Source organism: Streptococcus sp. DD04, assembly GCF_001578725.1.
Taxonomy (GTDB): Bacteria; Bacillota; Bacilli; order Lactobacillales; family Streptococcaceae; genus Streptococcus; species Streptococcus sinensis.
This window is the reverse complement of the sequence record NZ_KQ968979.1, coordinates 41,968-68,457: the sequence shown is the minus strand read 5'-3', so window position 1 is coordinate 68,457 and position 26,490 is coordinate 41,968. Positions and strand designations below refer to the sequence as shown.

The 26,490-nt window shown below is 37.0% G+C and carries 23 protein-coding genes and 7 pseudogenes; 24 read left to right on the top strand and 6 right to left on the bottom strand.

All coding sequences use genetic code 11. The features are described 5' to 3' along the window. From STRDD04_RS07215 to STRDD04_RS11510, 10 genes and pseudogenes are all read left to right on the top strand, one after another. Positions 1–258 (top strand): annotated as a pseudogene (locus tag STRDD04_RS07215) (alpha/beta hydrolase); the annotation flags it as partial. A gap of 29 nt (positions 259–287) precedes the next feature. Next, positions 288–452: pseudogene (locus STRDD04_RS11000) on the top strand (class I SAM-dependent methyltransferase); the annotation flags it as partial. Between the two features lie 92 nt (positions 453–544). Further along, complete coding sequence (locus tag STRDD04_RS07210) at positions 545–1,312, top strand: alpha/beta fold hydrolase (RefSeq protein WP_004804273.1); 768 nt, start codon at positions 545–547, stop codon at positions 1,310–1,312. A gap of 38 nt (positions 1,313–1,350) precedes the next feature. Then, positions 1,351–2,289, top strand: a complete 939-nt coding sequence (locus STRDD04_RS07205; protein WP_049517558.1) for an alpha/beta hydrolase — start codon at positions 1,351–1,353, stop codon at positions 2,287–2,289. Positions 2,290–2,344: 55 nt separating this feature from the next. Beyond that, complete coding sequence (locus tag STRDD04_RS07200; protein WP_229311722.1) at positions 2,345–2,710, top strand: hypothetical protein; 366 nt, start codon at positions 2,345–2,347, stop codon at positions 2,708–2,710. 167 nt (positions 2,711–2,877) lie between these two features. Continuing rightward, a complete protein-coding gene (locus tag STRDD04_RS07195; RefSeq protein ID WP_229311721.1) occupies positions 2,878–3,696 on the top strand; it encodes a class I SAM-dependent methyltransferase in 819 nt (272 codons plus the stop codon). Between the two features lie 148 nt (positions 3,697–3,844). After that, positions 3,845–4,075, top strand: a pseudogene (locus STRDD04_RS07190) (DUF3847 domain-containing protein); the annotation flags it as partial. Positions 4,076–4,088: 13 nt separating this feature from the next. Beyond that, positions 4,089–4,163 (top strand): hypothetical protein, encoded by a 75-nt coding sequence (locus STRDD04_RS11725; protein ID WP_080554318.1) that lies wholly within the window; start codon positions 4,089–4,091, stop codon positions 4,161–4,163. A 104-nt stretch (positions 4,164–4,267) separates the two neighbouring features. After that, positions 4,268–5,203, top strand: coding sequence for an acyl-CoA thioester hydrolase/BAAT C-terminal domain-containing protein (locus STRDD04_RS07185; RefSeq protein WP_062200666.1), 936 nt, complete (start codon positions 4,268–4,270; stop codon positions 5,201–5,203). A gap of 110 nt (positions 5,204–5,313) precedes the next feature. Further along, on the top strand, positions 5,314–6,033 hold the full coding sequence (locus STRDD04_RS11510) for a V-type ATP synthase subunit I domain-containing protein (protein ID WP_062200665.1): 720 nt from the start codon (positions 5,314–5,316) through the stop codon (positions 6,031–6,033). A gap of 125 nt (positions 6,034–6,158) precedes the next feature. Here the strand turns inward: STRDD04_RS11510 and STRDD04_RS07175 are convergent, their stop codons facing one another. Continuing rightward, entirely contained in the window at positions 6,159–6,512 is a 354-nt protein-coding gene (locus tag STRDD04_RS07175) for a hypothetical protein (RefSeq protein ID WP_062200664.1), read from the bottom strand. A 103-nt stretch (positions 6,513–6,615) separates the two neighbouring features. Further along, complete coding sequence (locus tag STRDD04_RS07170; RefSeq protein WP_410468292.1) at positions 6,616–7,053, bottom strand: AAA family ATPase; 438 nt, start codon at positions 7,051–7,053, stop codon at positions 6,616–6,618. Here STRDD04_RS07170 and STRDD04_RS11720 point away from each other — a divergent pair. Both STRDD04_RS11720 and STRDD04_RS07165 read left to right on the top strand, forming a co-directional pair. Beyond that, positions 6,983–7,153 (top strand): annotated as a pseudogene (locus STRDD04_RS11720) (PLP-dependent aminotransferase family protein); the annotation flags it as partial. The gene STRDD04_RS07170 and the pseudogene STRDD04_RS11720 overlap by 71 nt on opposite strands. A gap of 1,182 nt (positions 7,154–8,335) precedes the next feature. Then, positions 8,336–10,780, top strand: coding sequence for an N-6 DNA methylase (locus STRDD04_RS07165; RefSeq protein WP_062200663.1), 2,445 nt, complete (start codon positions 8,336–8,338; stop codon positions 10,778–10,780). Positions 10,781–11,268: 488 nt separating this feature from the next. On the opposite strand, the pseudogene STRDD04_RS07160 reads toward STRDD04_RS07165, so the two are convergent. The 3 genes and pseudogenes from STRDD04_RS07160 to STRDD04_RS07150 all read right to left on the bottom strand — a co-directional run bounded on the left by STRDD04_RS07160 (position 11,269) and on the right by STRDD04_RS07150 (position 12,687). Next, positions 11,269–11,469 (bottom strand): annotated as a pseudogene (locus tag STRDD04_RS07160) (CsbD family protein). Between the two features lie 136 nt (positions 11,470–11,605). After that, a complete protein-coding gene (locus STRDD04_RS07155; protein ID WP_062200662.1) occupies positions 11,606–12,235 on the bottom strand; it encodes a DUF421 domain-containing protein in 630 nt (209 codons plus the stop codon). After that, positions 12,235–12,687, bottom strand: coding sequence for a DUF3290 family protein (locus tag STRDD04_RS07150; RefSeq protein ID WP_061910633.1), 453 nt, complete (start codon positions 12,685–12,687; stop codon positions 12,235–12,237). Before STRDD04_RS07150 ends, STRDD04_RS07155 begins: the two co-directional genes overlap by 1 nt. 624 nt (positions 12,688–13,311) lie before the next feature. Between STRDD04_RS07150 and STRDD04_RS07145 the strand changes: the two genes are divergently transcribed. The 9 genes and pseudogenes from STRDD04_RS07145 to STRDD04_RS11645 form a co-directional block, all read left to right on the top strand. Then, entirely contained in the window at positions 13,312–14,748 is a 1,437-nt protein-coding gene (locus STRDD04_RS07145; protein ID WP_062200661.1) for a 6-phospho-beta-glucosidase, read from the top strand. A gap of 12 nt (positions 14,749–14,760) precedes the next feature. Next, the gene (locus STRDD04_RS07140) at positions 14,761–15,000 is read left to right on the top strand and encodes a hypothetical protein (RefSeq protein ID WP_062200660.1); all 240 of its coding nucleotides are present in this window, start codon (positions 14,761–14,763) and stop codon (positions 14,998–15,000) included. 97 nt (positions 15,001–15,097) lie between these two features. Next, positions 15,098–15,337: a SemiSWEET transporter gene (locus tag STRDD04_RS07135; RefSeq protein WP_062200659.1), complete on the top strand. Its 240-nt coding sequence runs from the start codon at positions 15,098–15,100 to the stop codon at positions 15,335–15,337. Positions 15,338–15,455: 118 nt separating this feature from the next. Then, positions 15,456–15,770, top strand: a complete 315-nt coding sequence (locus STRDD04_RS07130; RefSeq protein WP_003073302.1) for a PTS cellobiose transporter subunit IIB — start codon at positions 15,456–15,458, stop codon at positions 15,768–15,770. 55 nt (positions 15,771–15,825) lie between these two features. Continuing rightward, positions 15,826–17,816 (top strand): annotated as a pseudogene (locus STRDD04_RS07125) (BglG family transcription antiterminator). A 12-nt stretch (positions 17,817–17,828) separates the two neighbouring features. Beyond that, entirely contained in the window at positions 17,829–18,146 is a 318-nt protein-coding gene (locus STRDD04_RS07120; protein ID WP_021001470.1) for a PTS cellobiose transporter subunit IIA, read from the top strand. Between the two features lie 22 nt (positions 18,147–18,168). After that, on the top strand, positions 18,169–18,675 hold the full coding sequence (locus tag STRDD04_RS07115; protein WP_062200657.1) for a hypothetical protein: 507 nt from the start codon (positions 18,169–18,171) through the stop codon (positions 18,673–18,675). A gap of 39 nt (positions 18,676–18,714) precedes the next feature. Next, complete coding sequence (gene celB, locus STRDD04_RS07110) at positions 18,715–20,058, top strand: PTS cellobiose transporter subunit IIC (RefSeq protein ID WP_062200656.1); 1,344 nt, start codon at positions 18,715–18,717, stop codon at positions 20,056–20,058. Positions 20,059–20,549: 491 nt separating this feature from the next. Further along, positions 20,550–20,666: pseudogene (locus tag STRDD04_RS11645) on the top strand (competence protein CoiA); the annotation flags it as partial. A 247-nt stretch (positions 20,667–20,913) separates the two neighbouring features. Here the strand turns inward: STRDD04_RS11645 and STRDD04_RS07105 are convergent. Next, the gene (locus STRDD04_RS07105) at positions 20,914–24,048 is read right to left on the bottom strand and encodes an LPXTG-anchored zinc carboxypeptidase (RefSeq protein WP_062200654.1); all 3,135 of its coding nucleotides are present in this window, start codon (positions 24,046–24,048) and stop codon (positions 20,914–20,916) included. A gap of 314 nt (positions 24,049–24,362) precedes the next feature. Here STRDD04_RS07105 and STRDD04_RS07100 point away from each other — a divergent pair, with 314 nt between their 5' ends. The 3 genes from STRDD04_RS07100 (at position 24,363) to STRDD04_RS07090 (ending at position 26,447) form a co-directional block, all read left to right on the top strand. Further along, entirely contained in the window at positions 24,363–24,629 is a 267-nt protein-coding gene (locus STRDD04_RS07100) for an ACT domain-containing protein (RefSeq protein WP_062200653.1), read from the top strand. An 11-nt stretch (positions 24,630–24,640) separates the two neighbouring features. Next, the gene (locus STRDD04_RS07095) at positions 24,641–25,978 is read left to right on the top strand and encodes a PFL family protein (protein WP_062200651.1); all 1,338 of its coding nucleotides are present in this window, start codon (positions 24,641–24,643) and stop codon (positions 25,976–25,978) included. Between the two features lie 79 nt (positions 25,979–26,057). Beyond that, the gene (locus tag STRDD04_RS07090) at positions 26,058–26,447 is read left to right on the top strand and encodes a hypothetical protein (RefSeq protein WP_062200649.1); all 390 of its coding nucleotides are present in this window, start codon (positions 26,058–26,060) and stop codon (positions 26,445–26,447) included. Positions 26,448–26,490: the final 43 nt, after the last annotated feature.

The following is a 26,490-nucleotide window of genomic DNA, read 5'->3' as shown; positions in this document are numbered from 1 at the left end:
AGAATAGATAAACAAAGCATTAAAAATATCTGCCATGATTGTGCATTTGTAGATCTTCCGAAGTTATCAGAAGCAGAACAAAAGAGGTGCATATTCTGTTATGGATCCAAAGAAGTTAATTTAAAATATGCAAAGAGAGTTATTTCAAAAGAATATCCATATGCAGCGTTAAGAATATGGAAGGGACAAAACCATTGTACAAAGATAACAACGAATGTAGAAGAGTATTGCAAAATGATAAAAGCTGAGATTGATTAAAACATATTGTTGAAAAGAGGGTGTTAGCAGTGAATGATAAAAGCAATAAAAAGTTTTGGAATAAATTCGCCAAGCTGTACGCTCCTTTTATGAAGAAGGATAAAGGAGTTTATGATAATGTTTGTGAGTATATTCGTCCTTACTTGAATAGAAATATGAACGTACTTGAACTTGCTTGTGGTTCAGGGCAACTGAAATGAATTTGATACATGTAGGGCTGGCACCCATCGGCGTTATGATTGCTTATAAAAAGTAATATTAAAATTGGGATTTTGGAGGAGAGTTAGTGAACATACATGAGTTTGGAGCTGATAAAAATAAAATAATTGTGTTGATTCATCCTTCATTAGTCATGTGGGACTATTTTGAATACATTTTATCTATACTTAAAGAAGAGTATCATATTATTGTTCCTGCACTTCCCGGATATGATGAGGAAAATCCAAACGAAAATTTTACAAGTGTAGAAGAAATTGCCGATAATTTATTAGGATGGCTGAAAGAACATAAAATTGAGAAAGTTGATCTTTTGTATGGTTGCTCTATGGGCGGTTCTATCGCTTTAAAAATGTTCTCCAATCACGGAATTAAAATAAGGAACATTATTTGCGATGGAGCAATAACACCATATCAGCTTCCTTGGATTGTTACAAGAATGATTGCCATAAGAGATTTTCTTATGATTTCTATAGGTAAAATTGGAGGGTTAAAGCTTCTTGAAAAATCATTTTCTACAGATGAATACAGCGAAGAGGAATTGAAGTATGTTGCTAAAGTCCTTAATTTTATTAGTTATAAAACGATATGGAGAACATTTGAATCTTGCAACAACTATGTTATGCCAAAGAACGTGTCAGAACATAGCGGTCGTATTCAATATTGGTATGGTGATAAAGAGTCTAAAGCCCGTGCATGGGATATCAAATATATGAAAACTTACTTTCCAAATACTGAGTTTATTAAATTTGAAAACATGGGACATGGTAGCATGGCAAGTCTTTATCCTGTGAAAATGGCTAATCAATTCAGAGATTTAATGGAAGTTAAGAAATAAAATAATTTGCCATTTTTGGAATTAAGGAGGTATGCATTGTGAGTGTTAAATATAAATTAACGGAATTTTTATTTCGTCATACTGTAAAACCTATGATGAAAAAAGCAATAAAAAATCTGGATGAATGTTTTGCTAAACAAGAAAAGAAACAGAAATCTAAACTCCCTCTTGAAAAACTTCATAAATCTTATGATTTTGAAGAAAAGTGTACAAGCGGAACTTTGTATTATGTCGTCAAACCAAAAAATAAAGTGGCAAATAGGCTTGTATTATATTTCTTTGGTGGTGGATATACCATTCCGGGAGATTCCGGTGATTTTGAGTTTGCTCAAGATATGGCTAATCAAAGTCAGGCTGAAGTTTGGCTTGTATGGTACCCGCTTTTTCCAAAAGCAACTGGCTTGCAAATTATCGACGCAGGTCTAAACGTTTATAGCGAGGCACTTAAGGCGTTTAATGCAGATGATATTATATTTTTTGGTTTATCAAGTGGAGCAAGCCTTGCACAAAATATATGTTTGCATATTCTTGAAAACGACATGAGATTATCAATGCCAAAAAGATTGATTATGCACTCTCCGACCTTTCGTATTCCTCCAACTAAAGAACAGATGAAAGAGATGGAGAGACTTGATAAGTTTGATTGCATTATTCCGGCTTGCTACATGAAAGAACAAGATCAAGTAATGCAAAGAATAAATTTAAATAATGTGGAATATATGAAATCGCCAATTGAGTACTCATGGAAGGGGCTACCTGACATGTATATCATTTATGGTTCTTATGAAGTGTTGATAGCAGAGCTGCCGGAGGCAAAAGAAAAAGCTAAAATGGATGGCGTGGTTATGAAAACATACATAGGAGAAAGAATGATGCATGCTTGGGCAGCGGCAGGATTTTTACCTGAGGCAAAGGAAGTAAGAAGAAATATATATGCCGTAATAAGGGGAGATAGAAATGACGGCTTTCTCTTGTAATATTCTACAGGTAGTTTTCAGAAGAAAAGTGGATATTGTGTGGTGATTGATAATTATGTATATGACGATACTGCTTGCCGTTATTATGATGATTGGATTGTTCTTATTGCTGTGGGCAGGAGTTGGATTTATTCAAAACAAAGACTTCTTTTCTTCGTGTCCTAAAGAAGTGTTTGATGTTATTGAACCAAAGGAAAAACGCTTTCGTGGTCAGAGTTTAGTTGGATGGATATTAGCTATTATTGCAATACTATTCATGGGGAGTTCAATTATCGTTGGTGCAGTGGATGGTGTTCAAAATAACTTTACTTACATTCAGTTTTTCATTAGATTTCTGATGATACTTCTTTTGTTGAAAGCCTTTGATATTGTATTTTTTGATTGGATACTTTTGTGCAATCGAGGTTTTAGTTTTTTTTGAACATTATTATCCGGAAGTGGTAGATAAGCTTAGTCCTAAACTCTTTGGATATAACAAAAAGGAACACATTATTCAAGTGTTATTTATGATTATCGGATCGTTAGTCATTGCATGGATATGCACATTATTTTAAAAACTAAATTCAAATTAGTAGGGGGTGTTTATACTTGGAAGAAATAAAAATGCAAGAAAAAATAAAACCTATTTTGAATGGTGCTGCGGAAACGATGCTTCAGAGTTTTTATGCAAGAGCACAATATTCCAAGAGCAAAAGACATAAATTTTATGATGCCAAAGCGGTGGAATTGGTTGAAAAAATTGATTACGATTTTACTGTCGCCACAAATGATTCCCTTATGAGTTATGGCGTGATTGCAAGAACGCTTGTATTTGATGAACTGGTAAAAGAGTTTATTGACGAAAATCCAACCTGTACAGTCGTAAATATTGCTTGTGGACTTGACACGAGATTTTATCGCATGGATAACGGAAAAATCACATGGTACAACCTTGATTTGCCTGAAACAGTTGAGGTAAGGAATCAGATTTTTGCAGAATCCGGCAGAGTTTCAAACATCGGTATTTCAGCAACGGATTCGGCGTGGGCAAAAGAAATAAAAGCAGATGGGAACATTCTGTTTATCATTGAGGGCTTGTCAATGTACTTGACAAGGGAAGACAATGCCCAAATGCTCAGAATTATTCGAGAGAATTTTGACAATGCTTATGTTCTTATGGAGTGCCTGTCAAAAAGGTGGGTGGCGAAAGAAAATGTTGAAAAGTCCATACAAAAAACCGGAGCAAAATTCATATTTGGAGCGGATTCCTTTGATGATATTAAGGATATTGCAAGAGGTTTCCGTAGTGTAAAGGATGATGATATTACAAGGGGGATGTCTGCTTTATTTCCTGTGCTTAAGCTTATTAACTGGTTGCCGATTGCTCACAAACTATCACAGAAAATCTTGATATTTGAGAAAGTGTGATGTTATCGTTTTGGTTGCCATCATGAAGTACACACTGCGATAGGTAAATTATAGCTTATATAACTAACAACTAATATGAAAACAGTGAATTGAAAGGAACAGTTTACTGTTTTTTTATTTGAGAAAAATTGAAACGGAGGAATGAAAAATGAAGAAAGAGAACACATTACAGGAAGTACAGGAACAAATTTTTGAACTTCAGCAAGAAAGACAAAAGTGCGATGTAAAGCTGAAACAATTACAAAATCAAGGTAAGAAATTAGAAAAACTTGCAAACGAAAAGGAACGAAAAAGAAGAAATCATAGACTCATACAAAGAGGATTGATAGTAGAAAGAGTGGTTAAAAATCCTCTTATGTTTACCAATGAGGATATAGACCTTTGTAACAGAGATATATTTTGACAAAAAGAGCAAGGAAACATTTCAAGATAAGTTATTCAAGGTAATACATTCAAAGGGTAAATAGTAGTGAGTAGAGAAATATGACAGTAGAAAAATATCGAAAAAAAATGCTATAATATTAGTCAATATAGATAAACAAATTTGAAGTTGAAGAGGAGAAACTTTCCCATGAAGAAAGAAATCAAAACAATAGAGAAAGATGGATATAACGGCGTATACTGGCCGAATCCGAACGGCAGTAAATATTGCATGATTGCCATGCTTGGTGATGATACAAAAGACATGATGGCAAAGGGTGGCGTCAAATGGCTTCAAAAGAAAGGTCTGAACGTCCTCACAATGTCACCGGCCCCAAAAGATTACGGTCACCATAACTATCCACTCGAACGTTTTGAGAAGGCACTTGCATTTCTGAAGACGATGGGCAATGAAGAAATCGGTATTATGGGTGCCTCGACAACTGGTATGCTTGCGCTTGTCGCAGCGTCATGCTTTTCGGAAATAACGCTTACGATAGCCATTTCTCCTTCTGATTTTGTGATGGAAGGTTTTTATCAGGATGGGAAAGACGGGGCTCACGAACGTCCGGGAGACGGAGAGTCATCTGTTTCATATCACGGTAAGCCGCTTCCTTATCTGCCCTATGCGTATCGCCATCCGGAATACTGGCAGAAAATATCTGAGGAAACCAAACGGCGTGGCGCGATGGTTGCCAGTCGCGATTTGTTCGATGAATCGGAGAAAAGGCATCCCGTGCAGGAAGCCGAGAAAATAAAGGTGGAGAATATAAAGGGTCGCATTCTGCTGATTGGTGCGGAGGATGATGTACTTTGGGATACCTGTAAATACATTCGTAGAATGGAAAACAGGCTGAAAGAAAGGGACGCGGATAACAGTGTAGTTCTCATGACCTATGAACATGGAACGCATTTTATTTTTCCGCAGACCATGTTAACAGGCATTCTTCCTGTGGGTTCCGGGCTGTTTATCAGCATGGCTTTTAAGGAGGCAAAGCAGTATCCTAAAGAGTGTAAGCAGACGAGGATTGAAGTTGATGAGCGCTTATCGGAGGAACTAAAGCAGTGGATAAATTCGGCTCGATAAATCCCAGTTTGTAGAACTAACAACTTAATAAAAATTACCACAGGAACAGTAAATCAAAAAAGGTTTACTGTTTTTCTTTACTCAAAATTAGAAAGGGAGGAAACGAGAAAATGAAAAACATTGAAGAAAAAATCTTAATGGCAGATGAAGAAATCAAGCAGTTACAAAACAAAAGGAAAAAGCTCATCAGTCAGCAGAAACAGGAAGAACGAAAAAGAGAGATAAAAGGATATATGAAAAAGGGGCAGTCTTTGAAAGTATTCTCTGATTTATTAAATTATGAACTTTTTAAAAGAGGAAAGAGAGAACTAGTTGATGTTAAACAGCTAATTACGATAGATTATATTTTTTTATTTTATCCAAAATATTACCTCGAATTGAAGGATTTTGGTATGTTGCTTTTGGATGAAGATATCGAAGAAATTCGTCTTGTTGAAACTATGCATTCCTCACAAAATCGCAAAAAAGATATAAAGGATATTTCTTTGTTAACAAAAGAATCAAATGAAATGCTTCATAATCAAGAAAAATTATCTTCTGAGAAATATAAACCTTATATATACTTTCTAATAACTAGAACTTTTGATGGATACAAAGAAAAGGAAGATGATGTTAAACATTTGATTGATGAGCTACCTGATAACGAGTTCATTCAATATTGGGAATTAATGAGAATGATAAGAGGCAATACTATTTATACAAATTCACTCGATTTTGATACAGGCAATAGAAAAAATTACTACGAAATTTACGAACTAAATAGAGAACGATTTAAAAGCATAGCTGATAGAAAAGGAATTATTTTTAAAGTTGATACTCAAACTGTCTGATGATTTTGATTTGTATATTTCTAATCCACACGAACCTTTATTGTAACAACTGACAGAAGTAGAAGCCAAATGGCATGTGAAACTCCTTTTAATAACAAGAAAATGACCTAGAGAAAATCTCTAAGTCATTTTTTTATATTTTTCTTATAGGCTTCACTATTTTTTTTATAAACTGTTTGTTTATTTCCTCCTGTTAGGAAGTTTCCTGTATCAAATGTTAAAGTCCCATCTTTTTTAATATCATAGGTTGCAACATATTCTCTTCCAGAAGCTGAAAAAGTAAATGTTTTATTTTGAGAATCTACATTAGTTATCGGATGATTGTGATTTTCATGATATGTTCCTTGATTTCCTTTAATTTCAAGTACTAGATAATCATATTGGTTATAATATTCTCCGTCAAGAGTATTTTGCTTGGAACAAGATATTAGAAATATAGTAGCAATTCCTAAAAGTAATAGACTAAGTAATTTTTTCATTTTCCAAACCTCCTTTTATAATATTATACTAGAAAAATATTACAATTATGATACGATATGAAAAATAAGCAAGTAGTAGCTACAACTCTTGCTTATTTTTATTCTAAAGAAGAAATTGTTTTAATTCTTCCAATTTTGAATTATTATCATAAACGAATAATGGAATCTTTTCTAATCGAGCAAATTCGATTACTCGCTTTTGTTCTCTGGCTTGAAAAGAATCAATCAAATCTTTGTCCCAATGACTGTTATCCCTCTTCATCAATCGCTTTTGAATAGTGGAAGGAACTTCTATCTTTAAAATGATTCTATTAATTTTTAAACCATCAAAAGTAGAATATGGAAGTTCAACTATCTGTCCTAATGAATCTAAAAGCGTAAAATGACCATCTAGTATAACTATTTCATCTTCATGAAATGGATAAGCTGCTAGCTCTTGTTTCCATAGCTCTTGATTATTAGCTATGTTCTTTGAGAAGCTTGCCAAACAAGAGGGGATTGAAGTTTTATGTGCAGAACGTTTCTTTACGGGTAGTTTGATAGAGCAATCAACCATACGTATAGCCATTCGCTCTCCAGACACTGTAGAAGAACTGGAGGAAGGATTAATCACCCTAAAAAATCTGTATTCACAATTATAAAAGAGACAGAGCAGTATCAGTCCAAGAAAACTTTGCCCTTCAGCAGTATTGCGACAGATACTGAGGTTCTTTCAACTATTCAATCCTAAGTCTTTCGTCCAATCACTGTGTCAAACTATTTTTCCAAATATATTAAAACAAGGCTGGGTATAACATCCCAACCTCAATTTCTTATCTGGGAACTTTAAATTTTTTAATTAGTGTGTCTTGTCATTATTTTTGGTCAATTTTTAAAATTTCAATGCTATTAAGTAAGTGACAAAGCCCTGCCAACTCTCAATTTTTTTGTTTTAAGCAACTTTATATTTAATCAAAATAAAAAAGGCATCTTGTCTAGTAAGATAACCTCTAGCCCAGTATTCTATTTTTTGAAGTGTTGAGAAATTTACCTTATTTAAATGAAATTATTTGAAATTATATAACATAAAGTGAAAAGTGCATAGTGATAAAAGTGCAGAAATAAAGGCTTTTAGTATTTAAAGAGATGTAGGTGCCACCAACCAGGTCTTAAGAAAGCTCGTAAAGCTAGCCAGTTCTCTAAACGTTAATCAATACGATTATATCAACGTTTACAGACATTCAAGAATTTTCTCTTGGATGTCTTTTTTTGTCTAAATATCAAGAGTTTCCCTGAAATTTACCTGAGTCATTTTTTGAGATTTCTAACAGTTAATTTCTGTACTATCTGATTAATTTGATTATTTTTATTGCCATGCACCTTTATTAATTGTTATCACCATAAGTTAGAATTTAAGAAGTGTATAATAGGACATGATCTTGTTTAAAAGCATAGATCGTAGTTAAATTTAAAATCTATTTTATATTAAAATCAATTCATCTCTACAATAAGAAATGATATAATAATAGCAATATATTTGAATTTTAAATTTATACAAAGAGAATATGAGGAAAGTCAAATGAATAACTCTTTTTTATTAGAATATGACGTTGAGTCTTTGTCTAAAGCTATTTATTCTATTACTTCATGGTTTCCTAATAGAAGTTTTCTTAGTATTGTAGATAAATTAAACAGAGATTTTATTAATAATGAAAGTAATATGTTAGGGACAATTAAAATATCTGACTTATGAACTTTTGAATATGAAAAAGTAAAAGTTGATAAATATATGTACTTATTTGGTATAATGTATATAATGTGTAGGAATTTGAAAGGAATTGTGTATGTCGTTGAAAGAATATATTTTACAGAATGTAAAAAATTATAACTCAACCGTCAAATCAGAGGAAGATTTAAAAATAAAAGTAATTTTACCATATCTAAAATCGTTAGATTATTCAGAAGAAGATATGAGATTTGAGTCTCCAATGGAGGTAGTAATAGGCTCTAAAAAGACAACGGTATATTCTGATATAGAAATAGTTTTGGATGGCAGAGTTGAATTAGTAATCGATATAAAGAAACCAAGTCATTCAATTTCTCAAACTGATATTCTTCAGGCAGCTAGTTATGCAAAATTAATAAGCACACCTCCTGCAACAATGAGTTGTGTCACAAATGGAGTTAACTCTGTAAGTACGAACACTTTCACTGGGGAGCAAGAAGTAGATATCCCTTCAAAGAGTCAACTTATGAAACGGGTGAACTCAACTAAGAGGAAAGCTTTTAATGAAGTCCAACTTGATGAAGTTAAGAGTATTTTATTAACTTTAGCAGAGCCAGATGAATTGTATAAATTAATAAGCATCTCAAAAGATATTATTGAAAAAAAGGCACTAATACGAAGTGATCAATCTTTTAAAGAAATTACAAAGATTATTTTAGTAAAAATGAACGAAGAAAGGAGGGTGAAGGCTGAAGAGGGGAATAACCGATTTTCAAAAAAATATTTAGAGACGGTTGCGAAGGCTAATTCTATAACAATAGTAGAATCATTTAAAAAATTGCTAGAAGATGCTTTAGAAAAATATCCTAACATTTATCCTGGAGATGAAGCAGAGTTTCAAGTGGAAGATGACGAGGCATTGTTAAAAGTAGTCGATGACCTTTCTCCATTTTCTTTTCTTGGGACAGGGGAAGACATAAAAGGAGCCGTTTATGAGATTTTTCTAAAGGGAACTTTACGAGGAGAATTTGATCAGTATTTTACTCCAAGAGAAATTGTAGATTTTATGGTTCAGTTAGCAGATCCACAAATGGATGACGTATTTATTGATCCAGCATGTGGTTCTGGGGGATTCTTGATACAAGCTTTTAATCACGTCAATCAAAAGATCACGAGTTCTACATTTTCTGAAGTGGAAAGAAAAAAGAAATTTAAAAATTTAATAGATAAGAACATTTGGGGGCACGAGGCTGATAAGGATTTACATGTTCTGGCAAAAATAAATTTAATCATGCATGGAGACGGATGGAATAACATATATCAAGGAGATACCTTGATATCTAAAAACCTCCCTAATTCGTATTTTGATTTAGTTTTAGCAAATCCACCATTTACCATAAAGTATGAGTTTCCTGAGGTTTTATCAAATTTTGATCTAGGACTTTCAAAAGAAAAGGAAGAGTTAGATATTCTTTTTGTTGAAAAATCACTGAATCTCTTAAAGGAGGGTGGAGAACTTTATATCGTTTTACCTGAAGGGTTATTGACAAATAAAAGTTATCAATATTTCAGAGACTGGCTATTAGATAAAGCTGATTTGCTTTGTTCCATATCTCTTCCAGAAGGTGCATTTATTCCAATGGGGAGCTCTGTTTCAAAAACTTGTATAATTGGACTAAGGAAAAAGTCGGTAAAGGAAGATTATGTATCACCTGCATTTGCCTTTTTAGGTGTAGCAAAAAATATTGGATTTGAAACTGGTAAAAAGAATTATAAAAAAATTGGTGAGAATGATTTGATCGAGTTTTTGAATGATTTCGATAATATATACGAGGAAATCAGATACACTAGTAGTGGCGCTGAATATGGATGGATTCCAACTTCCCAAATTTCATCTCGTCGTCTTGGAGCATCACATTTATTAAATTCTTTAGATGTTCACAATTTAGAGGAGACCATCTCATTAACTGAACTTGTAGATATCGAGCAAAATAAAATTTCGATAGACCCGTCAAAAGACTATTATTATTTGGAAATTCCAGATATTAGCGAATCTACGGGAGTTGTAACTAATATTAGAAAAGTTTCTGGCAGTAAAATAAATAGTAATAGTTTAGTTGAATTTTTTCCAGGGGATATCTTATTTTCAAGGATCAATCCAAGAAAAAATAGAATTACACTTATTCCAAATACAATTGAGAGTGAGAATATAAAATTTGTTACTTCAACTGAAATATATACGCTGAGACTTAAAGATAATCTATATTTTAGTGAACTAACTAAGAGTGCATTAGTCCCGATATTGCGGAGTCCAAAAGTGAAACAACAAATCGTTAGATTAGGTGTTGGCTCCTCAAGCTCTAGAGCAAGAGTGTATTCTGATGATTTAGAAAGCGTTAGAATACCGATATTGGCAAGTGAAAAAATTGAGTATCTATCACAACTTGCAACCGAAAATGCAAAATCTATTTGGAATGAATCTCAGAAGTATATAGATAATTATGTGGAGATGCAAAACATATTATCTTATACTGAGAGTAAAGATGATTATCGAACTATATGATAAAGGAGAAAGTATGACTACCATTGAGGAAGTTCAACACAGAGAAGAAGACATACATGCATTAACATATTATTTCTATCTAGGAGAAATTGAAAAATTATTATAAATACGAGAGTTGGCCTTTATTCTTGACTTAGAGACTTCGGACGTTATCAAAAAAATTTTTTAATTTATTACTATATACTAGACAATTTTTAACATATGGTATTTTCAATCATTCCTTTATACTTCTATAATAGAGAAAAAGGAAGAGGAGATAAAAATTTCTTTTATATCTTCTATCCTACCCATATCTATCTGCTCTACATACTGACAAGTCTGCTTCATTGATTGCTCTCAGATTTATAGCAAGCATCTCTTTATTGGGATGCTTTTGTTCTATTCTGAAAAATCAATGCCTTAACAATATAGAAAAACACCCTCATCCCTAGTTCTGCTAAAAGCATAGGATAAGAGTGTTTTTTTATAAGAACGATAGACGATGATTATTATTCGTCTTTTTTGATAATGTTTTTAACGCCTGCGATAGCACCTTCGACAGCGCCTTTTGCGTCTTCAGCAACTTCTTTCGCTTTTGAAGCTAGTTTTTCAGCAGTGCCTTCTGCTTGAGTTTTTGTATCGCCAGTAAGTTTTCCCAATCCTTCTTTGAGAGAACCTTTAGCTTAGTTGAATTTTTCTTCGATTGACATGGAAATTTCCTTCCTTTATTCAGTGTATTATCTAAGTTGGATGCGGTTTGATACTCATTCAAGCGAGATAATAGATACAAGTATAGACTCTTTGGTAACAAAAAGCAAATAACTGCTACGAAATGACAAAACATTTTTAATAGGTCACCACATTAATTTCACCTTTGTCATATTCTGCAATGAAGATATCGGAGACATTTTCAAAGCCTTCTTTTTGTAGTTCGGTCGTCAACCACTCTTCTGACTTGCCGATAGTTTCTAAGATTTCAACTTGGACAACTCCATCGGTAATGATTGGATATTTCGGATTTTCATCGCCAATTCTTACGATAATCAATTGACCATTTTGCTCGATGACAGCTCTTTTGACTTCTTTCAGTTGGAATACACCTTGGGAGCGTAATTTCAAAGCGACGTCTGATGCGGATAGCCCTTTTGAACGGCAGGCTTCAGGATCTAGTTTACCGTTTTTGATGATAATGGTTGGTTTCCCGTCAATCAGATGTTTGATATAAGAAACATTGGTGTTCAGCCATTTTAAGAGCAAAATCAGAATGGTCCAGATGATTAGGATGACTGCATATTGAAGGATAGTAATGGAGCTATTGTAGATGACCCCGCCGATAATGCCACCGAGAACAAAGTTTTGTACTTGGTCTGTTGCGGAGCTTGGTGCTAAATTCCCTTTACCTGTCACATTGATGACAAAAACGAGGGAAACAAGTCCCAAAGCTAACTTAATTGCAATTGTAATAAAAAAGCTCATTATTTTTCAACCTCCACGAGTTCAACGTCTGATTTGTACAGTTCCATTTTTTCTAATAAATAGCTATCTTGGTCGGTTCCGCTAATAGCCCGGTAGAATTGTTTGCCAACCTTAATGATAGCGCCATCTGTCGTAGCTGAAGTATTGACGTAGACTTCTTCCTTTTCAACGCCTAATTCTTTTGAGACAACCTCAATAAAATGCAAGGAGCTACGGAATTGATTGTCATTTGACTGATTGTTTTGGAAATTAGTAATGCTAATCAGAACGAAGGCTACTAAGGTCAAGATAGAAATAATGGACAGTTCGCGGAACTTACTTCCTCGTTTGTCTTTATAGGCCTTAAAGGCAAAAAATCCCGTCACCAAAACCAAGCAGGCCGATACAATCACCATAACCCAATTCTGCTGACTAATCTGACTCAGTACATAGTCATATGAATAGAATTTCATAAGATCCCTCACTTTTTTTGAATTCAAGCTATTATAAAACAATTCAGCAGGTACATCAATAGCTTGAATTGGAAAAAATCACTTTTTCATAGTTTGGATTGAATGTTGGAATAAATTTTGATTCTTTTCTAATTGATTTTGATATATAATTTTAGTAGTATCCTTAGTGTTGATTTGTTTTGAAAGAAAATTTTATATTTTAGAGAGATATTTAGATTTTGTGAGATATAATACCAGAAGAAGGTCTGATGAAGATTGATATTTTGTAGCTTTAACATTGCATGAAACTTGTACTTTCTAATCAGGTCTTAAGAAAGCTCGTAAAGCTTCATCATTTAATAAATGTTAAACATTATTTACGTCTATTCAAAGCGTTTCGTACGTATATTACGGAATGCTTTTTCTGTGCTTTAAATTAAATAATTTCTATTTTTAAAGTAGTTAAAAGGTCATGTAAATTATCGTTAAGTAAGCAGATATTAGTAAGTAATCATTATTAGTTTCTTAGCACCCTAATGATTATCTAAAGTATTGTTCCTTTCCGTAATAATAAGGAAAAAGAGTGTGTTTCCATTTTTTGTTTTGAAGCTTATAATAAAAGTAACAAAATCAGGAGGAAAAAGAATGACTACTTTTAAAGATGGATTTTTGTGGGGTGGAGCTGTTGCAGCCCACCAGCTAGAAGGCGGCTGGAAAGAAGGTGGAAAGGGTATCAGTGTAGCTGATGTTATGACTGCAGCTCGCCACGGGGTTCCTCGGGAAATTACCCCAGGGGTCCTAGAAGGCAAGTACTATCCTAACCATGAGGCCATTGATTTTTATCATCGTTACAAGGGAGATATTGCTCTTTTTGCAGAGATGGGCTTCAAGTGTTTCCGGACTTCTATTGCCTGGACGCGGATTTTCCCTAAAGGAGATGAAATAGAGCCTAATGAAGCTGGTCTGCAATTTTATGATGACCTTTTTGACGAATGCCTCAAGTATGGTATTGAGCCTGTTATCACTTTGTCTCACTTTGAAATGCCTTATCATTTGGTAACTGAGTATGGTGGCTGGAAAAACCGTAAAGTGATTGACTTCTTTGTACGCTTTGCAGAAGTTGTTTTTGAGCGTTATAAGGATAAAGTCAAATACTGGATGACTTTCAATGAAATCAACAACCAAGCTAATTATCAGGAAGATTTTGCTCCCTTCACCAACTCCGGGATTATCTATAAAGAAGGCGATGATCGCGAAGCAATTATGTATCAGGCTGCTCACTATGAGCTAGTCGCTTCGGCGCGTGCAGTTAAGGTTGGTCATGAGATCAATCCTGACTTCCAAATCGGTTGTATGATTGCCATGTGTCCGATTTATCCAGCTACCTGTAATCCGAAGGATATTCTCATGGCTATGAAAGCTATGCAGAAGCGTTATTACTTTACAGATGTGCATGTCTTTGGTCAATATCCTGAGCATATTCTCAAATACTGGGAAAGAAAGGGTATCAAGGTGGACTTTAGCGAGCAGGATCAGGAAGACTTGCTGGAGGGCACTGTTGACTATATTGGATTTAGCTACTACATGTCCTTTGCTATTGACTCCCATCGGGAAAACAACCCTTACTTTGACTATGTAGAGACTGAGGACTTGGTTAAGAATAACTTCGTCAAGGCCTCTGAATGGGAATGGCAGATTGATCCAGAAGGACTGCGCTATGCTCTCAATTGGTTTACGGATCATTATCATCTACCGCTTTTCATTGTGGAAAATGGCTTTGGAGCTATTGACCAGGTGGAAGAAGATGGTATGGTTCATGATGATTACCGGATTGACTATTTGGGGGCTCATATCCGCGAGATGAAAAAGGCCGTAGTAGAAGACGGTGTGGATCTCATGGGCTACACGCCTTGGGGCTGTATTGACCTAGTATCAGCAGGTACGGGTGAAATGCGCAAACGCTATGGATTTATCTATGTTGACAAGGATGACGATGGCAAGGGAACGTATGAACGTTCACCGAAGAAGTCCTTTAACTGGTATAAGGAAGTCATTGCATCAAATGGAGAAACTGTAGACTAGATAAGGGATTTTATGAGTAAAAAAATAACCTATGTCATCAAATTTTCTAAAGGAGTCGCTGTGCCAGACTTGGCTGCCAATCCAGCTATCACTCAGCATTTGACGATTAAGTTGAAAAATGCAGACGGCTTTGTCGTAGACAGTGACATCAATGATGTGAAGATTCGGGAGCTGATAATGGTCGCTTTCAATCTAGAAAAGAAAGATATAGTCGTCTTATCCAAATATCTGGGACTGGTGAATATTTTGTAATAGGAAGATTGTGCATATATCTTTCTATATGTAATAGAGCAAGGAAGAAAAAAACGGGGCTAGGTTTTCTAGCTTCGTTTTTAGAAAGGGAGAAAATATGATTGGAACGATTGCTGCTGTATTAACTACTTTTGCTTTTTTACCGCAGGTAATAAAAGTCATTAAAACCAAGGATACAGAGTCTATTGCGCTTGGCATGTATCTGATGCAAGTTGTTGGTATTGCTTTGTGGCTGTTTCATGGCTTGGTGATTGACGATCTGCCTTTGATTATGGCTAACAGCGTTTCTTTGGTTTTATCAGGAACTATTCTCTGTTATAAGTTAAAATATAAGTAAAAAAAGTGACTAAGGAAATGTTTCCGTTTCACTAAGGAAAAAAATAAGATGGAAGTTGTAATCGTTTTCATCTATAATGAGTTTATAAAATAAATTTTATTTATAAGGAGAAAATCTTATGGCTAAAGCATTGATTATCTGTGCAGCAGGTATGTCATCTTCTTTGATGGCAAAGAAAACAACGGAATTTTTAAAGAGCAAAGGGCATGACATTGAAGTAGATGCTATTAGTGCGACAGAAGGTGGAAAAGCCATTGCTGCTGCTGAATTTGATCTTTATCTCATTAGCCCTCAAACAAAAATGTATTTCAAGCAATTTGAGGATGCTGGAGCAAAAGTCGGCAAACCTATTGTACAAATTCCTCCGCAAGCCTACATTCCTATTCCAATGGGAATTGAAAAAATGGCAAACCTCATCTTGGAAAAGATTTAAATTTTCAGCTCAAAAAGGGTAAAATAGTTCTTATAAATGCGGAAGGAGAACTGTATTGCTACATCAGAAAGAAAAATTGATTCTTCAATCTTTGTTGGAAAATAAAGATCATTATATTACAAGTAAGGAATTAGCTAGTCAGCTTTCTTGCTCTGATCGTACGATAAGAACTTACCTGAAATCATTGATGTATTGGAAGCCTGATGAAACTGGCTGGAAGATTACAGCCAAGCAAGGTTATGGTTATCGACTTGAACTTCAAGATAAAGCTCTCTATCGAAACTTTATAAAAACAGAATTTTTTACAGAGCAAAACTCTTCTAAGACTGAAAATATAGAGGATCGTTACAATTACATTTTAAATAAATTGCTCTTTGAGCAGGAAAAACTTTATTGTGATGACTTAGCAGAAGAGCTGTTTGTCAGTCGTTCAACCTTGTCAGCAGATTTCAAGAAAATCAGACAAGACTTGGCAAAGTATGATTTACAAATCGAGAGCAAAGCCAATCGTGGTGTTTATGTAAAAGGCAGCGAACGCAATAAACGACGTTTTATCATGGATTACTTTTTCGTGATAATTTCTTTCAAAGTTTGCACAACTACATTAACATTGAAGTTCCAGGACGGCAAATCAGCTTAGAAGAATTGACGATTATTGTATTGGACGAATGTCGTGAAGGTCACTTAAAGTTGTCAGATTTTGTGATTCAAAATTTAGTCATTCATATTGCCTTATCGTTTAAAAGGATTGCAGAAGGCTTCCAAATTAGCAAGATTGAAGACTGGGAACAAGGTAATTATCTGGCAGAACGAAAGATTGCTGAGAAAATTTTACACAGAGTGTATTTGGCAACTGGGCTGGAATTTCCCAAAGAAGAAGTAGACTATATCACGCTCCATTTGATTTCAAAAGCTTCTTGTCAAGAAAGCCAGAATACCAAAATAGACACCAATCAAGAAATTCGCAAGCAGCTACTAGAGGCGTTAGAGCAAGTCGAGCATGTCAAGGATTATCAATTTCAGCATTATTTTCAATTAGTTGAAGGAGTTGTTACACATTTATCTACTTTCTATCTTCGTTTGCGAAATCATGTGAGACTTGAAAATCCTCTTTTGAAAGATATTCAACAGCAATCACCAGCTGTTTTGAAGATGACAAGAGAAATTTTGCAGGAAATGCCGATTTTTTCTAAGGAAGACTTATCAGATGATGAAGTGGCTTATGTGGCACTGCATTTCATGGCTGCTTTGGAGCGATTAAAGGAAAGGCAAAAGTTTAACATTTTGGTGATTTGTGCTACGGGTTATGGATCGGCATTAATGCTAAAAAATCGGATTGTCAATGAGCTGGGTAACTTAGTTCACATTGTAGATGTGATTGGTTATTATGAGTTGGATGATGAACGTTTGAAAGATATTGATTTCATCATTTCGTCTATTGACTTGTCAAATTTAGTCTTTAGTGTTCCTGTTTTTACTGTTAGTATCTTTTTAAATGCAGAGGAATTAAAGTCCATCAAGCAAAAGGTCAGTCAGTTAAAGCCGATTGGAACCTGTTTGCCAGTTAAAGCGATGATAACATTTGATAAAGATAGTGAAAGGATTTTTGATAAATATTTCTCTCCATCTTGTTTTATTCTCATGCAGGATGCGACAAAAGAGCAGATTTTGCAAGAATTATTAACAAAAATGGAGCAGGGAGAAGAAAAGGATTTTGTTACACATATGCAAGAGCTAATCAAGCAGCGTGAAAAGATGAGTTCTGTCGTTTTTTCAGAACAAGTTGCGGTGCCTCACCCGATTAAGCCCCTTGCAAAGAATCATAAAATTGGTGTTGCCATTGTGAGAAATGGCGTGCAGTGGAATGAAGAAAGTCCTAAAATTCAACTCATTTTTCTCCCTTCTCCGTCCGTTTATGGGAATGAAGAAATGGCAACGTTGACATCAAAGATTGTTGATTTGTTAGAGCAGCCTGACCTGCAAGCAAAGATATTGAGCTGTCAGTCGTTTACAGAATTTAAAGCATTATTTTTAAACATAAAGTAAAGGAGATTGTCTATGAATCAGGAAGAATTACAAGTTGCAGCTTTTGAAATTATCCTGCATAGTGGTTCAGCAAGAACAACAGTTCATGAAGCATTTGCAGATATGCGCGAAGGGCATTATGATGAAGCTGCTGAAAAGTTAGAAGCTGCCAATGCAGAGCTATTGGAAGCTCATCATGCACAAACAAATTTGCTACAAGAATACGCAAGTGGAACGGAAATCAAAATTGAAATTATCATGGTGCATGCTCAGGATCATTTGATGACAACTATGACCTTGCGTGAGGTAGCACTTGAAATGCTCAGTCTTTATCGAAAGATTGAAAAGTAAAAGATGAATGAAAGGGGAAAACATGACTGAAAGAGAGAAACAAGAACTAGAAGCAAAACGAAAAGAAGCAGCAATAAAAAACATGTACTACACGCGTTACTTTTCAGTCCGCTACGCGACAGCATTTTTCTTCTTTGCTAATCTTTATTGGATGCTAATGCTGTATCTTTCAAAGGCTGGTTTAGTTTTGCTGTTGCCTTTGTTGCTAACTGTTCTAGCGGCGTTGGCAATGTGGGAACAAACACGAATGTACAGCGTTCATCAAAAAGAAGCGATATTAACGCGGTTCTTTTACAATATTTCTGCTTTAGCAAATGTTTTGCTACTGATAATTGTTTTTGTGGGACAGTATCATTTCCTCTTTCCATTTTTTTCGATTAGTACAACCACTGTAACCGTTTTAACGGTTGTACTTTTATTGGGGCTACTTTTAGCCATTCTCATGTTAAGAAAATTAAGTCGGATTCATCACCATACAGATAAGCAATATAAACGCATTCAAGAATATATTGCCACTGTTCAACGTTAGTTTATAAATTATATTTCAAACATCATAGGAGGATATATTATGAATAAATTGTTTGAATTTCTAGAAAAGTACCTCATGGGACCAATGGGGAAAGTCTCTACTTGGCGTCCTGTTCGTGCTATTGTTGCTGCCGGGATGGCCAGCATTCCCTTTACAATCGTAGGGTCTGCTTTCTTGGTTCTTAGTGTTATACCGCAAGCCTTTAATCTTCAATTTATTGTTGATTTGTGGGCGAATTCATTTGATAAGATTCAAGCTCTCTACTTGTTAGCTTATAAGTGTACAATGGGGATTTTGTCTCTCTATTTTGCCATCGTTATTGGGTATGAATACACAAAAATTTATGTCGAAGAAGAAGGGCTCAACCTCAATCCACTCAATGGTGGTCTCTTAGCGGTATTTGCTTACTTTTTGACCATTCCTGAATTAACTTATTCTAAAGGAGTGATTTCAGCCGTTACAGGAAAAGCAACAATTGGCGGTTGGACTGTTGGCGGAGATAGTTTGACACGTCTATCTACATCAGGTATGTTTACTGCGATTCTGATGTCCATTCTCGCTGTGCAACTATATCGCCTTTGTGTGCAGAAGAATTGGGTCATCAAGATGCCTGAAGCTGTTCCAGAAGGAGTTGCTCGTTCATTTACAGCCCTTATTCCAGGTTTTGTCATTGCATTTGCAGTACTCTTCATTAACGGTATCTTTATCCTATTTGGTACAGATATTTATAAAGTTATTGCAATTCCGTTTGCCTTTGTTAGCCATATCACTAATACATGGCTAGGTATCGTTGTGATTTACTTATTGGTTCATGCTCTTTGGATTGTCGGTATTCACGGTGCTAATATCGTTATGGGACTGGTTAGTCCGATCTTGCTTGCTAATATGGCACAAAACGTTGACGGCAAATTCATTGCTTATGCAGGTGAATTTACCAACTCTTATGTAACAATCGGTGGTTCTGGTGCGACCTTATTGCTTTGCTTCTATATTGCTTTCCGTGCGAAGTCAGATCAATTACGTATGCTTGGAAAAGCAGCTATGGGTCCAGCTATTTTCAATATCAACGAACCACTTATCTTTGGTCTACCAATTGTGTATAATCCAATGTTGACCATTCCGTTTATTTTGGCTCCCATCGTCTCTGCTTCGATTGGTTACTGGTCTGTTCAACTTGGACTAGCTGGTAAAGCGATTGCCCAAACACCATGGCCAACACCTATTGGTATTGGAGCATACGTTGGTTCAGGTGGTAATATTGGTGCCTTTGTGGTTGCACTTATCTGTGCTCTGGCTGCCTTTGTAATTTGGTATCCATTTATTAAGATGTATGATACGAAGTTGTACAAAGAAGAAATGAACGGTGCTGAAGCGATTCAATAAATTTGTTTCCCCTTATAAAAAATTTGAAGCTGGAACGAAAGTCTCCAGCTTCAATTTATATAGCGCAATAAACCAAGGTCGCAGTAGCTGTTTGCTCAAAGCACTACTTTGAGGTGGAGGATGAGAGTGGGGCAGAAATCAGTAGTTTCGTAGAAACTTGATTTCATCGTCCCACCTCCGCACGGTTGAGTAGGGCTGTAAAAGTTGATTTATCAACATATTAGAGTCCACTCAACTACTGTGTCTTATAATTCTAACTATATAAACAAAGGAAGCTGAGCACTTTGCCCCACCTTCAAAGTTCTTCATTTTTCAAGCTCAGAATAGCACTTTTGATAAAAACTTTGTTTTCTTTATCCACCAGCTCAACAGTCTGGAAGACTGTTGAGCAACTTTGCGGGGGTGAGACAGAACTTAACTTAAAATTTTTAAGATGAGTTCTGTTTCACTCTTTTTTTACGAATAATTTAAGTAAAAGGGGAAAATAATCTATGTTAATGGCTTGTCAGGAAAACGGAAAAATGCTAAATGCTGTGGAAGATACGGTAAATCCGTTGGATAGGTTTCTCTGCCCGGCTTGTAAGGAAGCGGTGCGATTTAAGAATGGCTATACTTATACGGAACCACCCCTCAAGGTAACCTTTTTGTCCTTGGATTGCAGGCTGATTTTCTTAGTCTGCTTACAACTTTAGAGGAAAAATGTACTGTTTCCTAGTTCAAAATACTTCTGAGCCTTTGCTCAGGTAATATAAAAAATCGCATGGATGACATCTAAAAAGATTTATCCATGCAATTTTTGAGTTTAGAGAGCATAATGAGCAAAGGTTTACTTATCAGAAAAGGAGAGGAATATTTTTATTCTTCTTTCTTTTTCAGTAAGAACAGACCGCTGCTTGTAGCAATAAGAACGCTTGCGACTGCAAATAGAGCTGTGTTTTCCTTGCTGCCTGTTTCTGGTAGTTGGGCTTGCTGTGTTGCGCTTACTAGTTGAGGTGTAGGTTTGTAGGTTGTTATGGTTGCTTGACCTGCTTGAGGTTTTTGATTCACAATTTCTACAATTTCAACAGATGGTTCTTGAACTGGATCTTTCAGTTCAGCCAATTGGCTGCCGAAGACAGCATTGGATATCCAACGGTAGAAGTGGATGGTGTGCAGACGATTAGTTGGATTTCCAGCGTAAACGAAGAGTGGATGCTCCTTGTAACTACCGGAAATAGCTACGATCTTATTGGCTAGTTTTTCGTTGCCTGGCCACCAACCTGCAATGTAGTAGTCACTGCCAGCAATTGTAGCCAAAGTCTTGAAGTTAGCTGGCACCTTAGCAATCCAATTTCCAGAATTAGAATAGAAGAGATCATTCTTCTTATAGCCACTAGTCAATGGATCTTTATCATCTACAATAGCTTTCATAAGTCCTTCAAAATCGCTGCCTCCAGAGAATCTTTCAGCATCAAATCCATCTAGGACACCAAGTTTTTCAAGGCGTTGCATAGCCGAGCCGCCAACTACGATTGTTGGTTTGAGACCGAGGATAGACTTATCAAACTTGTTGCTTTCAAGGACGATGACATCGGCTTCTTCAGGCGTATCGACAATATCAAAGCCCAGATTTTTCAGTGCAAGGGCTGTATGAGCAGGAGAATCAACACCGGCCCAATAATATTGATGAGGAGGAGCATAGACTTTAAGAGCTTTCAAAGGTTGCCCTGTCGGAACTTTATAAAGAGCGTCTCCATAAATAGCATAATTGTTCAGCAGATTTGCAAATGTTGGTGTATCAACGATATAACCATCTTCTGTCAGATAGACTTTCTTACCTTCGCGAATAGCTTGGTTGACAGCTTTAACGGCGCTGTCGGATGTGTTAGCAATCACATAGTATGGAGCTTTATGATTGACTTCACTGGTGCGAGTAGCACGAAGTGCAGTAACTTCGCCGAGTTTGCCGTCAAAGAGTTTATCTTTAAAGACTGCTTCGGCTTTAAAGCCTCTCATATCTGGGAAGTTTACTAAAAGTTCAGCATACATGGCAGCCCAAGCGGACTCATTTGATCCTTTGTAGAGGATATGGTTGGCATAGCCACGCTTAGCTTGAGCCATATCGACAACGAGGTCGCTCTTCTTATAGTTACCGATATCTTCCTTCAATTCTTGAATGACAACACCATTTCTCTTGAAGTATTCAATCATGTTAAAGGCTTGTTGGGAATCATTGTCTTTGTCAAGACCCATTGGGATGACATAATAATCAGGGAAGAATTTTTTCTGACCATTTTTTACCCGTCCAACAACCTTGCCGTCAGGTCCGACCAATTCATTTTCAGCTTTTGGATCTTCAACCTTATTGATGCCACGGAGATAGAAGTTGAGGCGCATTTCCATGAGCTTATCAGGATCTTGGGACAGATAAGAGATACCTCCAAGGACAGCGTGATAACCAGCTTTATAGGATTCTTGATTGCCCTCAGGGATTTCAACGGTATGTCCTAATATTCCATGGTACATAGCATAAACACCTGTGTAGCCAGAGAAGGAGTCATCCCAGCCATCGCCCCAGTCCAGTTTAGGAATGATGTAGTGGTCATACTTGGAATTGGCAACACCGGCGCGGCCCATGTGGTGGGCATTTTCCAGCATATTTTTTGACAAAAGGTCATATTCAAAGTTTGGATCGTGCGGTGGAGTAGCTGGCTCAATCAGGAAGTCCTTGACAAAGCCGTGGATGTCGTAAAGTGCAATTGGATTCCATTTGTTGATGAGTCCAGCAACAATACGGGTTTCTGGGTTGGCCTGATAGCTAGTATCGCGGTTTGGATCGATTCCGTTAGCTAGGGCACGGGTATTGGCAACATCTCCGTCAGGATTTTCAGTAAAGTCAAAGAGGAAAATGAATTTCTTGAGGAGTTCTTTGACACTGAGTGTGACAGTCTTAGCATTGCCATTAGCATCAGTGGTTTGGAAAGAAATTTGATCTTTGGTCGCAAAAGTATTGAAGAGTCCAGTGATGATGTCGATAGCAGGTTGTTCATCGGCGTGGGTATTGTTGATAAGGACTGGCAGTTTATAGTCCAGCGTGCCATTTTTCAGAGCTGCTAACATTTCAGATGGTTTAGTGAGAGCGAGTCGATTGGTTGTATTGAGATAGTCGTCAATGCTCTTTTGATCGGAACTGATGATACCAAGTTTAACATCGCGTCCTTGAGCGCTTTTACCAGTCGTTTCGATTTTGACAAGACGATCCGTTTTAGCATCCTGCCGGCTCTTTTCGATAGCTGCCAGCATTTCATCATGGGTATGGAAATCTTCATAAGGTCGCAGAACGATATTCTTGCGAATGGTCAGGCCCAGATCTTCACTGGTTCCGACCAATTCATGAGTACCCATAAAGTTGCGGTAGGTTCTGCGGATATTATTTGGTGTCCGCAGGCTTAAGTCTTGACCAAATAGCTCATTAAATTTAAGGGAAACTTTAAGGTCATTTCCATCAGCTTTTTCCTCTACAGTGACAAATGGGTCGCCAGAGAAGGTTCCATCAGCCATCTTCCAAGTTTTCCACTCACTAATCGGCTTGTTATCTAATTTCCAGGTAATCTTACCAGCTTGAGCTCCCTGTTCTTGAATGGTTTCTTCAATGACAGCTTTTTCAGACATATAAACCTTGCTGTCAGCAAGCTGAACCTTGTTTTCTTCGCTACCAGCTGCGCGCGTCTCTGCATTGGCAGAAGCGTCGGCTTTTTCAGGGGCAGCCTCAGGCTGGCTGGTTTGCTCTGGTGATCCGGTTTGAGGAATAGTTACATTTTCTACGACTTTCTCTGAGCTTGCAGGCGTAGGCTGCTCGACGACAGTGCTGACTTTATTGGTCTCCTGTGGGGGTTCAGCAGGGCTGAGTGTGTCAGCGGCAGCATTTCCTTGGACTAAAACTGCTAAAAGAACTGCAGCTGAGACACTGAGGACTTGAGTATATAAGCGTTTCTTATATGAGTCTTTCATAAGAAACCTCCTTTGTAATGTGTTCTTAAATCTAGTATAGCAGGTTCTGTAACCGTTTTCAATCAAAAGCATAGAAAAAAATTAAACTTCTAACGAAAAGGACTAATATCTGTAATTTTTTGGACAAAAACTGGAAATCTGACTGACAGAAAGAGTGTTAATCGCTCTAATTAATATTAATTTTTCAAGAACTTGTTTATGACTGCTTTTACATAAGGTTTTATGCAAAATTTGAAGCCTTGATTTCTGCAAATTCATGCAAAATCTATTCATTTATGCTACAATATTAGCAATAAATATGATTGGAGCAAACGATGAAAGCGATTATTACGGTTGTTGGAAAAGATAAGACGGGGATTGTGGCCGGTGTATCTACTAAAATTGCAGAATTAGGCTTGAATATTGATGATATTTCCCAGACTGTTTTGGATGAGTTTTTTACGATGATGGCAGTTGTTTCAAGTGAAAAAAAACAAGATTTTGCGCTTCTTCGTAGTGAGTTTGAAACTTTCGGCCAAGAGCTCAATGTCAAAATCAATATTCAAAGTGCAGCGATTTTTGATGCTATGTACAATATCTAAGGAGAGGGCGCATGGATATTAGACAAGTTACAGAAACCATTGCCATGATTGAGGAGCAGAATTTTGATATTCGGACTATCACCATGGGCATTTCTCTCTTGGACTGTATTGACTCGGATATTGAGCGGGCAGCGGACAAGGTGTACCAAAAGATTACGACCAAGGCTAAAGATCTGGTGATGGTCGGAAATGAAATCGCAGCTGAGCTGGGGATTCCCATCGTCAACAAGCGGGTGTCTGTTACCCCGATTTCCCTGATTGGGGCAGCTACGGACGCAAAGGACTATCTGCCTCTGGCTCATGCTCTGGATCGGGCAGCAAAAGAAATCGGTGTGGACTTCATCGGTGGCTTCTCGGCCTTGGTGCAAAAGGGTTATCAAAAAGGGGATGAAATCCTCATTAATTCCATTCCGCGGGCTTTGGCTGAGACAGACAAGGTCTGCTCCTCTGTCAATATCGGCTCAACCAAGACTGGCATCAATATGACGGCAGTTGCGGATATGGGACGGATTATCAAGGAAACAGCCCAGCTTTCTGACATGGGTGCGGCCAAGCTGGTCGTCTTTGCCAATGCGGTAGAGGACAATCCTTTCATGGCAGGTGCCTTTCATGGTGTCGGTGAGGCAGATGTGGTCATCAATGTTGGCGTTTCTGGGCCAGGCGTTGTCAAGCGAGCCTTGGAAAAGGTCCGTGGTGAGAGCTTTGACGTTGTCGCTGAAACGGTCAAGAAAACGGCCTTCAAAATCACCCGTATCGGCCAGTTGGTCGGTCAGATGGCCAGCGAGCGTCTGGGCGTTAAGTTCGGGATTGTTGATTTGAGTCTGGCTCCGACGCCGGCAGTCGGTGATTCAGTAGCCCGTGTCTTGGAAGAAATGGGCTTGGAAACAGTTGGCACTCATGGTACAACAGCGGCACTTGCCCTTCTCAATGACCAAGTCAAAAAAGGCGGTGTCATGGCCTGCAATCAGGTTGGCGGACTGTCTGGTGCTTTCATTCCTGTTTCAGAGGACGAGGGCATGATTGCTGCTGTGCAAAATGGCTCGCTCAATTTAGAAAAGCTAGAAGCTATGACAGCTATCTGCTCGGTAGGTTTGGATATGATTGCCATTCCAGAGGCGACACCGGCTGAAACCATTGCAGCCATGATTGCGGATGAAGCGGCGATCGGTGTCATCAATCAGAAGACGACAGCTGTACGGATTATTCCAAAAGGCAAGGAAGGTGATATGATTGAATTTGGCGGACTCTTGGGAACAGCTCCGGTCATGAAGGTCAATCAGGCTTCGTCAGCTGCCTTTATCGCGCGTGGCGGTCAAATTCCAGCACCGATTCACAGTTTTAAAAATTAAAGTGAGCAATCACTGGGTGCTGCTAACTGGCTCTTTTCAACTCCCCCTTCGAATAAAATAGCTGGAAAGGAGATTTTCTATGTATAAGTTGCAATCAATTGAAGAGTATGGCACGACTCGGGTTCTCATCTTGGAAAATGTGGACACTGGACGTCAGGAGCGCTGTTTTGATGATTCATTGCTTTTGGATTTCAATAATTTTGAATTTATGAAAGTCGGCAATTCTTACCAATGCAAGATTTTACTGGTTGGGAAAGTTGATTCAGCAGGAGAACTGTTCACCTATTTGGGGAAGGAGCGGGTTGGCAGCAAAAAGTTACTGAAATTGGCAGGGTCAGATCAGTCGCTTTATTACTTGGACGAGGGCGGAGTCTGGTATACTTTGCAAGAAAATCAGTCGCTTATGGTTAGTTATTCCCGCAAGGATTTGATTCAGGTAGAGGAGACTATTCATCCCAGTCTGCGCTAGTTTGATGTTGAAAGGCAGGGCTGCCATCATTTCAAGGGGAATT

Coding starts and splice junctions, on each gene's coding strand:
- celB (WP_062200656.1), top strand. CDS start 18,715: ATGAATAAATTGTTTGAATTTCTAGAAAAGTACCTCATGGGACCAATG.
- STRDD04_RS07095 (WP_062200651.1), top strand. CDS start 24,641: ATGGATATTAGACAAGTTACAGAAACCATTGCCATGATTGAGGAGCAG.
- STRDD04_RS07175 (WP_062200664.1), bottom strand. CDS start 6,512: ATGAAAAAATTACTTAGTCTATTACTTTTAGGAATTGCTACTATATTT.
- STRDD04_RS07090 (WP_062200649.1), top strand. CDS start 26,058: ATGTATAAGTTGCAATCAATTGAAGAGTATGGCACGACTCGGGTTCTC.
- STRDD04_RS07120 (WP_021001470.1), top strand. CDS start 17,829: ATGAATCAGGAAGAATTACAAGTTGCAGCTTTTGAAATTATCCTGCAT.
- STRDD04_RS07140 (WP_062200660.1), top strand. CDS start 14,761: ATGAGTAAAAAAATAACCTATGTCATCAAATTTTCTAAAGGAGTCGCT.
- STRDD04_RS07130 (WP_003073302.1), top strand. CDS start 15,456: ATGGCTAAAGCATTGATTATCTGTGCAGCAGGTATGTCATCTTCTTTG.
- STRDD04_RS11510 (WP_062200665.1), top strand. CDS start 5,314: ATGAAAAACATTGAAGAAAAAATCTTAATGGCAGATGAAGAAATCAAG.
- STRDD04_RS07100 (WP_062200653.1), top strand. CDS start 24,363: ATGAAAGCGATTATTACGGTTGTTGGAAAAGATAAGACGGGGATTGTG.
- STRDD04_RS07105 (WP_062200654.1), bottom strand. CDS start 24,048: ATGAAAGACTCATATAAGAAACGCTTATATACTCAAGTCCTCAGTGTC.
- STRDD04_RS07165 (WP_062200663.1), top strand. CDS start 8,336: ATGTCGTTGAAAGAATATATTTTACAGAATGTAAAAAATTATAACTCA.
- STRDD04_RS07135 (WP_062200659.1), top strand. CDS start 15,098: ATGATTGGAACGATTGCTGCTGTATTAACTACTTTTGCTTTTTTACCG.
- STRDD04_RS07185 (WP_062200666.1), top strand. CDS start 4,268: ATGAAGAAAGAAATCAAAACAATAGAGAAAGATGGATATAACGGCGTA.
- STRDD04_RS07155 (WP_062200662.1), bottom strand. CDS start 12,235: ATGAGCTTTTTTATTACAATTGCAATTAAGTTAGCTTTGGGACTTGTT.
- STRDD04_RS07200 (WP_229311722.1), top strand. CDS start 2,345: ATGTATATGACGATACTGCTTGCCGTTATTATGATGATTGGATTGTTC.
- STRDD04_RS07145 (WP_062200661.1), top strand. CDS start 13,312: ATGACTACTTTTAAAGATGGATTTTTGTGGGGTGGAGCTGTTGCAGCC.
- STRDD04_RS07150 (WP_061910633.1), bottom strand. CDS start 12,687: ATGAAATTCTATTCATATGACTATGTACTGAGTCAGATTAGTCAGCAG.
- STRDD04_RS07115 (WP_062200657.1), top strand. CDS start 18,169: ATGACTGAAAGAGAGAAACAAGAACTAGAAGCAAAACGAAAAGAAGCA.